Origin of the sequence: Mycobacterium sp. E2327, assembly GCF_001672675.1 — a bacterium.
Lineage (GTDB): Bacteria > Actinomycetota > Actinomycetes > Mycobacteriales > Mycobacteriaceae > Mycobacterium.
Genome location: NZ_LZKE01000180.1, coordinates 13261 through 27485, shown reverse-complemented (window position 1 = coordinate 27485; position 14225 = coordinate 13261). Strand labels below are relative to the sequence as shown.

The window sequence follows — 14225 nt, the reverse complement described above, 5'->3', positions numbered from 1 at the left end:
AAGTCCTCCTGGGCCGCCAGCTCGGCGATCCGCTCCTCCAGCCGGTCGTAGCTGGCCTGCAAGCGGGCGGCGCGGCGCTTGTTGCGGGTCGTGCAATCGGCGCGAACCAGCTTGTGCAGCCGCGGCAGCAGCGGCCCCGCGTCGGTGACATAGCGGCGCACCGCCGAGTCGGTCCACTTGCCCTCGCCGTAGCCGTGGAACCGCAGGTGCAGAAACACCAGCTGTGAAACGTCGTCGACCATCTGCTTGGAATACTTCAACGCGCGCAACCGCTTTCGGGCCATCTTGGCGCCCACCACCTCGTGGTGGTGAAAACTCACTCCGCCGTTGGGCTCGTGCCGCCGCGCCGCCCGCTTGCAGGCCAGCTACGACCGGCTGGAGGAGCGGATCGCCGAGCTGGCGGCCCAGGAGGACTTGGCGCGGGTGCGCCCCGATCTGGACGGTAACGCGATCATGGAGCTGCTCGGGATCCCGGCCGGCCCGCAAGTCGGCGAGGCGTGGCGGTACCTGAAGGAGCTGCGCCTGGAACGCGGGCCGCTGACAACCGAGGAGGCGACCGCCGAGTTGCTGTCCTGGTGGCGGTCGCGCGGGAACGCCTGAAAGGACCGACTGCGGCCGCCGGGCATAAAATGCAACGCGGATGCCGGTCTTTGTCCTGATTAGGAGGCCATATGACCGAACGTACAGGCGCAGATTCCGACGATCATGCGAGTCCGCCTGCGGTTCCCGCCGGCCCGCCGGAGGCCGTAGCGAACGGGTCCGGGCCGGTGCCGTTGCGCCCACAGGACGACAAGCCCGACAACGGGGCTCCCGCGCCGGAGACGCCAAACGACGCCCCCTATCAGTGGCCGGACCAGCCCGCGTTCCGCCACGGCGGGCCGCTCGACGAGACTGCCACGCTGTTCGACCGCTCCAGGGCGCCAGGCCCGACACGTGGACGGGGCCGCGAATCCGGGCCTGCCCCAAGCAGACCCGACGCCGGCCAGTACGCGGGCCCGCGCCCCGACGGATGGGCCTTAACCCAGCAACAGCCGGCAGCGGGCGCCGCCTCGCCGCCGCGGCCGGATGTCCCCGCTGACCCCCCGGGCCCGGCGTGGCCGCAACCGCAGCAGCAGGCGACCGCGCCGCCGACGGGCAGCCCCGGCTGGGGTCAAGCCCAGCGTCCGCCGCCGCCGCCGTTGAATTATGTCGACAGCATCCGGCGCAGCGACCTCGTGCCGACCCGGCGCATCCCGCCCGGCCGCGGCTGGCGCAAGGCCGTTTACGTCGCCAGTTTCAAGCTGATCAATCTGGGCTGGTCGCCGGACGAGCGTTATCAGGCCGAACTCGAAGGCAAGATCCGGACCCTGTTGCGCGGCACCTACAAGATCGGCGTGCTGGGCAAGGGCGGGGTCGGCAAAAGCACCATCGCCGCCAGCGTCGGGTCGGTGTTCGCCGAGTTGCGCAACGACGACCGCGTGGTGGCGATCGACGCGGACACCTCGTACGGCAAGCTGGCCAGCCGGATCGACCCGTCGACGGCGAGCTCGTACTGGGAGCTGGCCTCCGACCGGCACCTGTTCTCGTTCGCCGATATCCGCGCCCGGGTGGGCAGCAACCGGGCCGGCTTGTTCGTGCTGGCGGGAGATGCGGCCACTGCCAGTCGCCGGGTATTGGACCCGGCGATCTACCGCGAAGCCACGACGCAGCTCGACAAGCACTTCACCTTGTCCATCGTCGACTGCGGATCCAGCCTGGATTCGCCGGTGACCCAGGAGGTGCTCGCCGGTGTTGATGCGCTGATCGTGGTGTCTTCGCCGTGGTATGACGGCGCCTCCGCGGCGGCACAGGCCCTGGATTGGCTGGCAAATCATGGGTTCAACGGTTTGCTGCAGCGCACGGTGGTGGTGGTCAACGATTCGGACGGGCACGCCGCCAAGCGCGACATCGCACTTTTGGTCGAGCGCTTCGGCGGGCGGGGCCAGAAGGTAATCGAGATCCCCTTCGACGGGCACCTGCGCCCGGGCGGGGTGATCGACGTCAAGGACGAGGTCAACCGGACCACCCGGCGCCGCCTGTTGGAACTGGCCGCGGCGTGCGCCGAGCATTTCAGCACGACCGCTGGCCGGCCGAGGGGACTGTGATAGCGGACACCACCGAAAGGGCCGGTCGGGCGTTGGCGTCGGCCCGGTGCGACGACCTATCATCGAAAGATTCCAATGGTCTGAAGTCCGCCCAGGAGGCATACTGCACGTATGTTGAATTCCGATGGGCGCCTTCAGGTCGTGGCTGAAGGATTTGCGCTGCCCGGGCGGATGATGGCGCTACCGCCGGAGAACGAGTTCCTGATGTCAGCGGGGTTCGGCGGCGTTGCAGCGCTCGGCGCAGCCATCATCGTGGCCCTCCTTGTGCTGCTCGCCATGCAGCGGGCATCGCGGCGCCACCGGATGGAGCTCGAGCAGCAGGAACGCCAGAATCGAGAACGTCGCGACGATGAGCAGCACGCGGCCGCGGTGACGCGATGCTGGCAGCGGCTGGTGTGGGTGGTCGAGACGGCGGGCATCGAGCCGGCCGCTGGTAATGGTGCCACCCTTGGCCTCGGGCTTGGGCCGGAGCTGGCTTTGGAAATCCTGCGGGGGCTGCTGCGCGACGCGGAGCACCTCGGAGACGACACGCTCGCCAGGGCCGTGTCGGTCTACCTCGGCCAGTTCACGCTGGTGTTGGCCCAGCAAGGCAGCCTGCTCGATGAACCTCCTGGCGATCTGCCGTCCACCGCTGCGGGCGCAAAGCCAGACCTGCTCGCAATGCCGGAGGCGCTCCGAGCGGCACCCCGACCGTTGGGCGACGAAATCCCCGAACCGGGCCGGCGGATCGCCGCGGGTGGGAGGCGTCGGCGCCAGTGACAACCACACGGCAACACATCGAAGACCTCGACCGCGACGAGTGGGCGGCTTTGACAAAGCGCGCCGCTGCAGAAGCGGTCGCTGCTGCGGCGCGGCTGGGCACAAAGCCCCCCGCGGTGTTGGCCGTGATGGCTGCGATGACCGAACAAGACCTTGTCGAACACCGCAACCGGTTCGGCCCCGCGCGAACGCGCCTCTCGCCGATGATGCAGGTCGTCGAGGCGGACCAGTTGCGGCTTGCGGCCGAGCGCCGGGCACGCGAGGCCCTGCAGGACAAGCAGGACGCCAACGCCGCCGCGTCGATGGCACAGGCGGAGGCTGAACAGTCTGCGCGCGCCGCCGAAGAAGCGCGCGAGCGCGCCCGTGCTGTCGAGGCGCAGGCGGCCAGCAAAGACACCGAGTGGGCGGCCGAACGAGCGGCGGCACGCCAGGCCTTGGAAAGGGTGCGCGCCGAGCTCGGGCGGGCCCGTGCTGACGCAGCGGCCGACGCCGCCGTAGCCCGGGAACTGGTCGGCGCCGCCGAGGCCCGCGCCGAACAGGGGATCGCCGAGCTGGCAGCCCAACGTGTGGCGGCGGAACAAACGTTGCACACCCTGCGCGCAGAGCTGGAACGGGTCCGCGCCGACGCGATAACCGCGGCCGCCGCGGCGCAGGAAAAGATCAGGGCGGCGGAGGCACGCGCTGAGCAACGGGTCGCCGAACGTTCGGCCGAACGAGCCGCCGCCGAACAAGCCCTGCAGGAGGTGCGCGCGGAGCTGGAGCGGGTCCGCGCCGATACGGCGGCCGAGGTTGCCGCGGCTCACCAACAGGTCAGGGCGGCGGAGGCGCGCGCCGTGCAAAGGTTCGGCGAGCGCGCCGCCGATCGAGCGATAGCGCAGGAAGCCCTGCAGCAGGTGCGCGCCGAGCTGGAGCGGGTCCGCGCGGACGCTGCGGCCGAGGTCGCCGCCGCGCGCGGGCAGATCAGTGGTGATGTGGAGGCCGGACAGCGAGCCGCGAAAGCCGAGGTCGACCGGGCGCGAGCGGAGGCGAACAAGGCCATTGCACGCGCGCAGGCCGAGGCCGAACAGGTCCGCGCCGATGCCGCCGCCAAGGTCGCGGCTGTGCGCGAGCGGGCCGATAGTGAGATGGCCGCTGCGCGCGAGCAGGCCGAGCGTGAGATTGCGGCCGTGCGTGAGCAGGCCGAGGGTGAGATCGCGGCTGCGCGCGAGGCCGCAGACGCCGAGGTGGCACGTGTGCGCGCGGAAGCCGACGCTCGCCTCGCCGCCGCGACGCCGGCCGCGTCGCCCGAGTTGTTGACGATCCCCATCCCGCCGCCGGGAGTGCGGGCGCATACGGGCCGTATTGAAGACGCGCTTGCTGCGGTACATCAGATTTATTGCGTCCTCGAAGCCGGCGTGGCTGACGATGTCGGACCGGCGGGATCGGTCGACGTCGAAGAGGTACGCCGCCTCGTGAAGACGGTGCAGGAGCAGGCCGCCGATTTGTCGCAGGAGCTCCGCGACCTGCCCGCGCAGTACAGCGCGGCGTGGCAGGTGGACGCCGCGGCCGGATACGCCAGGGCCGCGGCCAATGCCTATGGTGCTCTGCTGCAACGGATTTCGGCCGTGACCGAACAGCTGGCGCGCCCCGACGAAGACACTGATGCCGAAGTTATCGAGTTGGTCACCACGATGCTGACCGAGCACCCGTGGCGAACGCGGTAACGCTCAGCGTCGGCTCATGGAGTTGCGGGAACGCCTCGCGGTTGCCCAGCGTCCGACAAGGCATGGATTACTGCCTGGGTAATGACGATGGCTCCGCGGCCATTTGGAACGGCCAGCCCAACCTCGATTTGGACGGCGACGGCCGGCTCGATGCAATCGGGTTGGATCTCGACGGCGACGGCATGCAGGACGACGCGCTGGCGGATTACGACGGTGACGGGATGGCCGACCACGCCGTCCTCGACCTTGATAATGACGGCGCCCCGGAGGCGTATTTCACCGACGACGGGTCAGGGACGTGGGGGGTCGCCTTCGATCGGGGTGGGCAGCTGCGGTGGTTCGGGCTCGACGGCGTCGAGCACACCGGAGGTCCGCTGGTCGACTTCGACGGGCACGGTCAGGCCGACGACCGATTGCTCGACAGCGACGGAAACGGGGTGGCCGACCGGGTGCTGTGCGCCGACGAGGGGGTTATCACCGGGTACGTCGACTCCGACGGCGACGGGCACTGGAACGTCAAGCTGACCGATGCCGACGGCGACGGTTTGGCCGACGGGGCGAGCGCCTTATGACTGAATTGACCGGGGAAGGGCCGCTTATTAGCTTGGCCACCAGTTCAGCCTGCGCGCGGGCCGGGAGGGGGTAGCGATGTTCGTCGACACCGACATGCTGCACGTGGGGGCCAACGATTCGCACCGCGCCGGCGGGCATGCGCAGGAGGGGGCCGATCAACTGTCACGGGGCCCGCTGTCAGCCGGGATGTTCGGCGCTTTTGCTGCTGCCGAAACGTTTCACGAGGCGGTGACCGTGGCACACGGGCGGTACGTCGAGGCCTTGCAGGACCACCAGCAGACGCTGACAGGACTCGGCCACAAGGCGCATTACGCCGCCAACCAGTTCACCAATATGGATGACCGCAACGCCGCCGAAGAGCGGGCGGTGCGATGGACTTCCGATACATCAGCCGTTCGCACCTGATTGCTGAAGCCGGGGGCGACCCCTGGGCGATTGACGACAGCCTGCAGTCTGGGCGCCCGGCGCAGATTTCCGAACTGGCGCAGGCATTTCACGATGCCGGCCGCTGTACCGCCGAATCCGCCGCCGCCTTCGATGCGGCGCGCCGCCGGTTCGAAGAGTCCTGGAATCGGGTGGCCGGCGAACACCCGATCAACGACTCGGTCGAAGTGGGGCGCACGGCGCAGTCGCTCGGCGCCCAGTCTTTGCAGCTGGGAAAGATTGGAGCGGACCTGGAAGGTGTCGCGGCCGCATTGGCAGAGGCGCAATCCGCTGGCGCAGTGGCAATCTCGACGTTGGAGATGCGACTGCGAGAGGTCGATGACTTGCTCGGCCATGCCCTCTCGCTCGAAAAGGATAGCCGGCTCGCGTCGGACGATCGCCTCGCGCTCGACGCGCTCATCGGTGCGTTGGAGCAGCAGGCCGTTGACGACACTGCGGCCGCGTTCGGCGAGCTTCGGTCTCGGTGCGATGGCTACTCGCAGTTTTTGCGGAGGTCGCTGACCGCCTTGCGCTCCGACGGCTACGACCCGGCGGTTCTTCACGCGGTGGATGCCGCGGCGAATCTTGAAGAGCTGCTCGAGATTCCGCCATCAGGAACGAGCGCCGAGGAGGCCAACCGGTGGTGGAAAACTCTCAACGGCGAACAGCAGGGCCGATTGATCGCCGAGCATCCTCCTGAGCTGGGAAACCTCAACGGTATCCCCGTTGCCGTGCGAAGTCGCGTGAATGAGGCGGTGATGAACGACGACCTTCGTCGCGTGGAAGAGCTTGCTAAGTCGCGCGGTGTGGGCGTCAACGATGTGCTAGCCCAACCCGTCGAGTACGGGCTGACCGGTGTCGCAATCGGCCGCTACGCCAACGCTTTTCGCACCCAAAACGGCCTAAGAGCGCCGGATGGCGTCGCGGACGTCTTTCTGTTGAAGTACCAGCCCGAGGCTTTCGGAGGTGAGGGGTCCGCGGCCATCGCGGTTGGCAATCCCGACACCGCGGTCAACACGGCGGTTTTGGTGAAAGGGGCGGCCACGTCAGTGCGCGAGGGGACGCTGGCCGAGGCCGAAGGTGTGCGCCTGTATCGGGAATCCGCCCGCGCCGATTGGGGCAACCCGACCGCGGTGGTGACGTGGATTGGCTACGACGCGCCGAACAACTGGGTCGATCCCGGTCTTCGGGAAGTGGAGATGGCCCGGCATGGTGCGCGAGTGCTGGCCGCCGACGTCAACGCCCTGGCGATCACCCATGAAGGTGCACCGACCCATATGACGCTGGTCGGCCACTCCTATGGATCAACCCTCGTCGCGGACGCGGCGGCGGCCTTTGGGATGCGCGCAAACGACGTGGTGTTGATCGGGTCCCCAGGCACCGACCTGGCGCATTCGGCGGCCGACTTCCATTTGCCAAAGGGCGGGCACCTCTACGTCGGCGCGGCGTCGGGCGATGCGGTCACCTGGTTGCCAGCCCGCGTGACCGGCCCCGGACTCATCGGCGTGAGCTTCGGCGGACTTGGCAACGATCCTGCCGTCGACGGCTATGGCTCCACCCGGTTCAAGGCCGAAGTGGCGGGCAACCGGATCGACCCGATCAATGACCATCTCCACTACTTCGACGACGGGTCGGAGTCGCTGTTCAGCATGTCCGATGTGGTTTCCGGCCATGGTGATGCGCTGCAGCGCGACGGTATGACGGCGAGGCACCGCGGCGAATACGGCTTGGGCCGGTTGGTCGACCCCGAGGTGGTGCGTTGGGCGACGCGCGGGCATTGGCATCGCGGACCGGCGGGGTAATCGCAAGCGCGGCATCGCGCGAGCTGAATGAGCCGGCGTAGTCCGGTATTCGACAAGGCTGCCGACGTCGCCGGCTTGAAGTGACATTGGGGCGCATCCGACTAGCCTTGAGCAGGTGATGAATCCTCAGCCACCTCCGATGGCGGAGTGGACACCACCCCCGGCGCCCGGCAGGCCACGGCCTAATGGCGGCATTGTTGTAGGTCTGGCCCTGGTCGGTCTCATCGCAGTGGCGGCGCTTGTTGTGGGCATCATTGCGCTATCCCGGCCGACGACTAGCAGCGCTGGAAAGGCTCCGACCGCCGCGACTCCTTCGCCGACTTTTACGCCTGACCAAGTCGCGAGCGCCAAAAAGGAGCTCTGCTCGACATATCAGGTTGCGGCACGGTCAGTTGATGCTGATACGCGCTCATCGGATAGGGCCCTGGCGCGTATATCACTAGTTAATGCGGCTGGGATGATCGATGCTGCCGCGGAGAATCCCGCGTTAAACGCAAACGATCGGGATGCTGCGCGGACATTGGCGTCGGCTTACTGGGTCACGAATGCCGTCAGCAGCGTTACGGACGCTGCCTCGCCCCTCTATCAGACGACCCTCGACGATGCGAAGCGAGCAGCTGATGCCATGGCGGCGATTTGCGGGTGAGGGCCGGAATTCGATCATCCTAAGAATGCCATCGTGGTTCTCGAAATATGCGAGTGAGTGAGGCGGGCGACGTCAGGCGTGGAACGAGCGGAACGAAACGGAATGCGTCGATTTTGTCGGGATTTCACGAGCGTGAAGGAGACAAGTGTCAGATTTTAGGAACGCTCCCCAACAGAATTGGCGTATGTAAGGAGGGGGCATGGGAGCAGACCTGCCCGCAGGGAAATATACGCCGGTTCTCATCGGCGCATGGTGGCCACAGCCGGCAACCACGCTGAAAGTTGGTGCTGCGCATTGGAGGATGCAGCGGCAGGAAGAAGAACGGTACGTACAAGACCTGCGTGCCCAGTGGTCACAACTGGCAGCCCTCAATCAGGGGCATACAGTAGACGATCTCGTCGCGCGCTTTCAGCAGGGCGAAAAGCACCATCTCGATTTAGCCGAAAAATATATGGCGAAAGCAGACGCTTTTGAAAAGGGCGCCGACGCAATTGATAGTTTACGCGACGGACTTCGGGGAATCGCTGACGACTACAATCAGCGGATCGCTAATGTTGAAAATTCGAAGGAACCCGCACCAATCAAGGCCGCAGAAATCGAGCGGCTAATCGCCGAGGCTAATAGCTTTTCAGCGCATAAGTCGGCTACTGCGGTTTCAGCGATTTCGGATGCCATTCAGAAGATCCTCACCGCCGAGGGCATTTCGATGTCTCCGCAGGATTTTCTAAATAGCCAAGGGTTAGACGCTGAAAATCCACCGGCGGGCAGTCCAGGCGGACACGGTGCACCAGGTGGAGGCGGTGCTGGCACTGGTGAACCGAGGCGTGGTGACCAGCCAGCTGGTCATGGTGCACCGAGCGCAGGTGGCGCTGGCACTGGCACCCAAGGGGGCGGCGGCCAGGCAGCAGGCCGCGGCGTCCCAGGAGGGAGTGGTGCAGGCGGCGATATCCCGGGAGGGAGTCCTAGCGGCGGCTATATCGGTCCGATTGCCTCGCCCGCAGTGGGCGCAGGACAGTTGCCAGGTGTTCCCGCGGCGGGCTCACCTGCGACCGGGGGACTCTCTCCCGCCGCCGCCCTCGGGGGGCTCTCACCGAACCAGCTCGGGCAATCATTCGCCCAAGGAATGATGACGGGTCAGCCGGCGGCGGCAGGTGCCCATGACTTATCGCAGGGGTTGATGAACGCAACGGGAGCGTCGGCGGCGCCACCAGCCCAGGCGCCGGTCGTGCCGCCGGTAGCTCCAACAATTGCGGCGGGCGGCATCGAATCGGCTGCGGTGGAACATGGTTCGGGCACATCTGCCGCAACAGCCGCCAGCGCCCCGCAGTCCTCGACCGGCGGCGCGGTACCGGTCGCCACACCGATGCCGGTGTCGGCACCGGCGGCTCCTATGACGGGAGGCCCGGCCGTCCCCGCTGGACCGTTGCCCGCCTACGGCTCCGATCTTCGGCCCCCTGTTGTGACCCCTCCGGCGGTGTCGGCGCCGACCACCCCCGTATCGGGCGCTCCGGTAGCGCCCTCGCCATCGACGTCGCCTTCAGCGGGCAGCCCGTTGATGTCGACGGTCCAGCGTGGCGCCGCCGCCCAGGCCGCGGGCAGTGCGGCGACGCCGGCGGGCGCGTCGGCGTTGTCGGCGGCAACTGGCGCCCTGGCTGGCGACGTATCGAGCCGGGCCGCGGAACAGCAAAGGCTGCAGCGCCTCGTGAACTCGGTGGCTCGTCAGGCCCCGGGTCTGTCTTGGGCCGCCGGCTTGCGAGACGACGGCACAACGCTTTTGGTCGGCAGCATCGGGTGCGGGTGGATCCCGCCGAACGTCAAAATCCCCGTTGGCGCGAATCGATTACTCGAGCCTGCGCTTCGCCGGTCGGACGCCGACGTGGTTGACCTACTGGGAGCCGTTACGGCTGCGGCAGTGCACAAGGCCCACGGATTCATCGCCAAGCCGGGACCGGATGACCCGCCCCTTACCGGTGATCGCGTGGCGCGCACCGGCCCGGAAGTGGAAGAGCTTGGCCCAACGCTGGTTGAGGCCGTTCGACGCCGCGACGGATTGCCGCGAATCGCCCAGACCTTGGCACAAGCCGCGACACGGGAAACAGGTGTCACCGAGAACGAGGTTGACGCGTTGCAGCGTGAGCTGCAAGCCGCGTACAACAAGGCGCTGGAGGATCCTCACAACCTGTCGCGGGCAGCCGACTGGATGCTCCTCGCAGCGGTACAGGCTCTTATCGAAGGCCACGAGTGGCTCGCGCACTACCACGTAGCGTGGTATGAAGCGGTTTCGCCAAAGCTGGGGTGACTACCCTTCAAAGGGCTGCGGCTCTACCATGCGACTAATTGGTGCGCGGCACGCATGGCCGCGGTGTGAGGGGTTTGGGGTGCGACCATGAGCGGGGGCTTCAAGGTAAGTCCGGCGGACTTCGCCGGGGTAGCCGGGGCGCCACAGTCACCGCCGCCGATAATGCCGAATGGTCTTCCTCCGGCGACCGGCGCACCGGCTGATGGCGCCCAAGCCGGACTCGCAGCCGCCGGCAATCTCGGCGTAGCCGCGGACCAAGCGTCCAGCACTAAAGGCGATCTGGATCGTCGCGCGCATGCACTCGACGCCGCGAAGAAGTTTCCGGAGAACGAGGCCCAATCTTCGCAGCAGTTCCAGCAGTTGGCGCAAATGATCCCCCAGATGGCCTCCGGGATCGCGGGTTCGCTCACCGGCGCGCTCGGCGGGGTCATGGGGCCGCTCACGCAGCTTCCGCAACAGGCGATGCAGGCCGCCGAGAGCGCGATTCAACCGCTGATGGGAGCGGCAAAGGGCGGCGAGGCCGCGGCGGCGCTGACTGATATGTCCGCGGAAGATCCCGGTTTCGGCGGGTCTGGTGGCGGTGACGCTGGGCTTGGCGGCGGCGGTGGGGGAGTCGGCGCAGGCGGTGGCACCACCCCGACCGGATTCATGGGCCCGCCGCCGGTGCCGTCGTCGTCGCCTCCGACCACGCCCGCGGCAGCGTCGGCCAAACCGGTGACGGTGACGCAGACCGGTGGCATGACGCCGCAGGCCGGTCCGATGGGGATGACCGGCATGCCGATGATGCCCGGCGCAATGGGAGCAGGCGGGGACGGAACCAAGGACAAGCCCGCAGAAAAGCGCGTGACCGTCCCGGGGATTCCCAACGGGCAGCCGGTCAAAGGTCGCTTGACGGTCCCGCCGAGTGTTCCCGTGACAAAGTCGGCCGAGGGCAAGCCACCCGTCGTCGCCAAGCCGAACCGGCGGATCGTGATTGTGCCGACCGACGAAGAGCCGCAGGAATAGCGCTCGGCCCACACCGAATATTGAAAACCGTAATTCTCGGCGCTGAATTGCATTTCCAAGCCAAATGCCTCGACGCGATCGCGGCCACTAATACCACCCTCAAGATTGAGTGGTCGCGGCTCGCTAGCGGCAGTAATGTCATGATCGTGCGGCCATTACCATCCGCGGTGGCAGCGACACACGGCACGGGGACGCGTGTGCATCGGGGCGGGGAATCCAAGGCCAACTGGGCCTCAAGTTATTGGAGTTGTGGCTGAGGTGTCCGATACGGATGCGGTGCGCCCAGACGCGTCGGCGGATAAAGCATTGGTAGACCAGGTCTTGGCGGACCTGAAGGCGAATTTCGAGAAGTGGGAAGCGGTTCTGGCTGCCCAGGAGTCGGTGACGTTTACGGCCGACGTTGGTGACGTATATGCGGTATGCAATTCAGACGGGCGGCTGACCGGGCTGTCGTTGGCCCCCCACGTGGTGACGTCATACTCATGTCGGGAGTTGATGGACCGTCTGAATATGGTTTTTGAGGCATTGCGCGAAGAGGCGCAGGCCGATTTCGATCGGAATTACGGTGGGGGAATCGTTGAATGATCCAGCGATGACGCGCGCGGTGGCCGCCTTGTCCCGGGGTCACAGCCTCTTCGCCGGCGACGGTACCGGTCGCGGCGTCGGTGATGCGCCCGCTCGGGTGCACGCCCACGCCACCGGGATGACGGCCCGATCGGCCACCTTGGCGGCAAGGCTGCGCCAGCTGGCCGACACGGACCGGTCGCTGGACGCGATCCTGGCGACGGCGCGTGCCGACCGCTTGGAAGCGAAGACCGCGACGGGACTCAACCTGCACGCGGCGATCGCCGACGCCGTTCCGGCGGGCGACACGCCGCTTGGCCGGCGCGAGGCGATGGCGCGGATGTCCGCTCGGTTGCGCACGCAGCACCGGCACATCGTGCGGGCACGGGCGCGGGCGCGGACGTTGGCACGGCGACTGCGCCGCCTGCGATACGGCCGCGGCCACACCGGCGTTGGGAGCGGCCGCGCCGCGGTGCAGTCGGCCATCCGTAAAGCCCTGGACATCAAGGACATTCATGACCCGGTGGCCCGTGCCCGCTGGGAGCGCGGCATGGATCTGGTGGCTCGCCGCGAGTCGAACTACTACGCCTACGCCGAAAACGACTGGGACTCCAACGCCGCGAGAGGCACGCCGAGCAAGGGTGCGTGGCAGTTCATCGCCCCGACCTTCGCCGCCTATCACCAGCCCGGCACGTCGGCAAACATCCACGACCTGGTAGCGCAGGCCTGTGCCTTCATCAACTACGCACAACGTCGTTACGGCGTCGCCGTCGACGGGTCGGATTTGGCCGAGCGAATCCAGCAGGCCGATCCCCGCCGCGGACCGAGGGGCTACTGAGCGATGCCGCTGAGTTTGTCCAACCGCGACCAGAATTCGGGTCACCTGTTCTACAACCGGCGGCTGCGCGCGGCGACTACCCGCTTCTCAGTGCGTATGAAGCACGATGACCGCAAGCAGACCGCGGCCCTGGTGTTGTCGGTGGTGCTGGTGGCCATCGCCTCGGGATGGATGGTCCTGCTCAACGTGATCAAACCCAGTGGGGTGGTGGGGGATTCGGCGATTATCGGCGACCGCGAATCCGGGGCGATCTACGCGCGAATCGAAGGCCGGCTGTATCCGGCGCTCAATTTGACCTCGGCGCGGCTGGCGACGGGCACCGCCGGGCAGCCGACATGGGTAAAGCCGGCCGAGATCGCCAAATATCCAACCGGGCCGCTGGTCGGCATACCGGGCGCGCCGGCGGCCATGCACGTGAATGGGGGCGCAGTGTCGGCGTGGGCGGTGTGCGATACGGCCGGCCGGCCACGCACCGCGGACAAGCCGGTCGTGACCTCCATCGCGGGACAGCTCATCGGCGGTCGCGCCGCCCCGATGCCCAAAGACGCGGGGCTGCTTGCGACGTTTCAGGGCGCCACGTATGTGATCTGGGGCGGCAAGCGCTCGCAGATCGACCCCTCCGACAGGGCAGTCACATTGAGCCTGGGGCTGGACCCGGGAGCCACTGTGCCGGTGGAGATCTCGCGTGCGCTCTTCGACGGGATGCCGGCGACGGAGCCGCTTCGCGTACCCAAGATCTCTGAAGCCGGAACCCCGTCGAAATGGCTGCCCGGCTCGCAGGTGGGGGCGGTCCTGCAGGCCCAAACCGCCGGAGGCGGCAGCCAGTTCTACGTTTTGCTCACCGACGGGGTGCAAAAGATCGGCGGCTTCGTGGCCGATCTGCTGCGCAGCGCGAACTCCTACGGGTCGGCGTCGCCGCGGACTGTGACCCCGGACGTGCTGGTCAACATTCCCGAAGTGAATTCACTGACGGTGGACTACTACCCGACAGGCCACCTGAATTTCATTGACTCGGCGGCGAATCCGACCACCTGCGTCGGGTGGGAGAAGGCGTCGACCGATCCGCAGGCCCGGGTAGCCATCTACAACGGGCGCGGGCTTCCGGTGCCCTCGTCGATGGACGACCGGATCGTGCGCCTGGTCCGTGACGACCGTGACCCGACATCCGTCGTGGCCAATCAGGTGCTGGTGTTGCCGGGAGCGGCCAACTTCGTGACGTCGACGAGCGGCGTGATCACCAGCGACTCAAGGGAATCGCTGTTCTGGGTGGCCGACAACGGCGTGCGGTTCGGCATCGCCTCCGACGATTCGACCCTGCGCGCACTGGGCTTGGATCCCAGGATGGCAGTGCAGGCGCCGTGGCCGTTGCTGCGGACCTTTGCCGCGGGCCCGGCGTTGTCGCAACAGGCGGCGTTGGTGGCGCGCGACACGGTGCCAGCGACGGGTCAGGCGGCCGTGGTGACGACATCGGCGAGGGCGGGAGGCTAGAA

The 14225-nt window shown here is 67.3% G+C and carries 12 protein-coding genes and 1 pseudogene; 12 read left to right on the top strand and 1 reads right to left on the bottom strand.

The features are described 5' to 3' along the window. Positions 1-356, bottom strand: a pseudogene (locus tag A5712_RS21370) (HD domain-containing protein); the annotation flags it as partial. Between A5712_RS21370 and A5712_RS21365 the strand changes: the two are divergent. From A5712_RS21365 to eccB, 12 genes are all read left to right on the top strand, one after another. Next, a complete protein-coding gene (locus A5712_RS21365; RefSeq protein WP_068109366.1) occupies positions 328-600 on the top strand; it encodes a hypothetical protein in 273 nt (90 codons plus the stop codon). The pseudogene A5712_RS21370 and the gene A5712_RS21365 sit on opposite strands and share 29 nt — an antisense overlap. Before the next feature lie 71 nt (positions 601-671). Further along, positions 672-2123, top strand: coding sequence for a MinD/ParA family protein (locus A5712_RS21360; protein ID WP_082973576.1), 1452 nt, complete (start codon positions 672-674; stop codon positions 2121-2123). A 111-nt stretch (positions 2124-2234) separates the two neighbouring features. After that, entirely contained in the window at positions 2235-2882 is a 648-nt protein-coding gene (locus A5712_RS21355; protein ID WP_231982191.1) for a hypothetical protein, read from the top strand. Beyond that, positions 2879-4585 (top strand): hypothetical protein, encoded by a 1707-nt coding sequence (locus A5712_RS21350; protein ID WP_068109359.1) that lies wholly within the window; start codon positions 2879-2881, stop codon positions 4583-4585. The genes A5712_RS21355 and A5712_RS21350 overlap by 4 nt, the downstream gene beginning before the upstream one ends. A 62-nt stretch (positions 4586-4647) precedes the next feature. Further along, on the top strand, positions 4648-5157 hold the full coding sequence (locus A5712_RS21345; RefSeq protein WP_068109356.1) for a pullulanase: 510 nt from the start codon (positions 4648-4650) through the stop codon (positions 5155-5157). Between the two features lie 76 nt (positions 5158-5233). Further along, on the top strand, positions 5234-5563 hold the full coding sequence (locus A5712_RS21340) for a DUF2563 family protein (RefSeq protein WP_068109354.1): 330 nt from the start codon (positions 5234-5236) through the stop codon (positions 5561-5563). Continuing rightward, entirely contained in the window at positions 5530-7383 is a 1854-nt protein-coding gene (locus tag A5712_RS21335; RefSeq protein WP_068109350.1) for an alpha/beta hydrolase, read from the top strand. The genes A5712_RS21340 and A5712_RS21335 overlap by 34 nt, the downstream gene beginning before the upstream one ends. 845 nt (positions 7384-8228) lie before the next feature. Then, the gene (locus tag A5712_RS30985; RefSeq protein WP_156766701.1) at positions 8229-10328 is read left to right on the top strand and encodes a DUF5631 domain-containing protein; all 2100 of its coding nucleotides are present in this window, start codon (positions 8229-8231) and stop codon (positions 10326-10328) included. An 87-nt stretch (positions 10329-10415) separates the two neighbouring features. Continuing rightward, the gene (locus A5712_RS21325) at positions 10416-11333 is read left to right on the top strand and encodes a hypothetical protein (RefSeq protein ID WP_082973574.1); all 918 of its coding nucleotides are present in this window, start codon (positions 10416-10418) and stop codon (positions 11331-11333) included. 249 nt (positions 11334-11582) lie between these two features. Beyond that, positions 11583-11918, top strand: coding sequence for a DUF2710 family protein (locus tag A5712_RS21320; RefSeq protein ID WP_068109340.1), 336 nt, complete (start codon positions 11583-11585; stop codon positions 11916-11918). Between the two features lie 7 nt (positions 11919-11925). Further along, positions 11926-12735: a transglycosylase gene (locus tag A5712_RS21315; RefSeq protein WP_082973573.1), complete on the top strand. Its 810-nt coding sequence runs from the start codon at positions 11926-11928 to the stop codon at positions 12733-12735. A 3-nt stretch (positions 12736-12738) separates the two neighbouring features. Further along, complete coding sequence (gene eccB, locus A5712_RS21310) at positions 12739-14223, top strand: type VII secretion protein EccB (RefSeq protein ID WP_068109334.1); 1485 nt, start codon at positions 12739-12741, stop codon at positions 14221-14223. Positions 14224-14225: the final 2 nt, after the last annotated feature.

What these genes read in the sequence shown, in the direction of transcription:
- A5712_RS30985 (WP_156766701.1), top strand. Translation starts at nt 8,229, where the DNA reads ATGGGAGCAGACCTGCCCGCAGGGAAATATACGCCGGTTCTCATCGGC.
- A5712_RS21335 (WP_068109350.1), top strand. Translation starts at nt 5,530, where the DNA reads ATGGACTTCCGATACATCAGCCGTTCGCACCTGATTGCTGAAGCCGGG.
- A5712_RS21355 (WP_231982191.1), top strand. Translation starts at nt 2,235, where the DNA reads ATGTTGAATTCCGATGGGCGCCTTCAGGTCGTGGCTGAAGGATTTGCG.
- A5712_RS21315 (WP_082973573.1), top strand. Translation starts at nt 11,926, where the DNA reads ATGACGCGCGCGGTGGCCGCCTTGTCCCGGGGTCACAGCCTCTTCGCC.
- A5712_RS21360 (WP_082973576.1), top strand. Translation starts at nt 672, where the DNA reads ATGACCGAACGTACAGGCGCAGATTCCGACGATCATGCGAGTCCGCCT.
- A5712_RS21345 (WP_068109356.1), top strand. Translation starts at nt 4,648, where the DNA reads ATGGATTACTGCCTGGGTAATGACGATGGCTCCGCGGCCATTTGGAAC.
- A5712_RS21325 (WP_082973574.1), top strand. Translation starts at nt 10,416, where the DNA reads ATGAGCGGGGGCTTCAAGGTAAGTCCGGCGGACTTCGCCGGGGTAGCC.
- A5712_RS21340 (WP_068109354.1), top strand. Translation starts at nt 5,234, where the DNA reads ATGTTCGTCGACACCGACATGCTGCACGTGGGGGCCAACGATTCGCAC.
- eccB (WP_068109334.1), top strand. Translation starts at nt 12,739, where the DNA reads ATGCCGCTGAGTTTGTCCAACCGCGACCAGAATTCGGGTCACCTGTTC.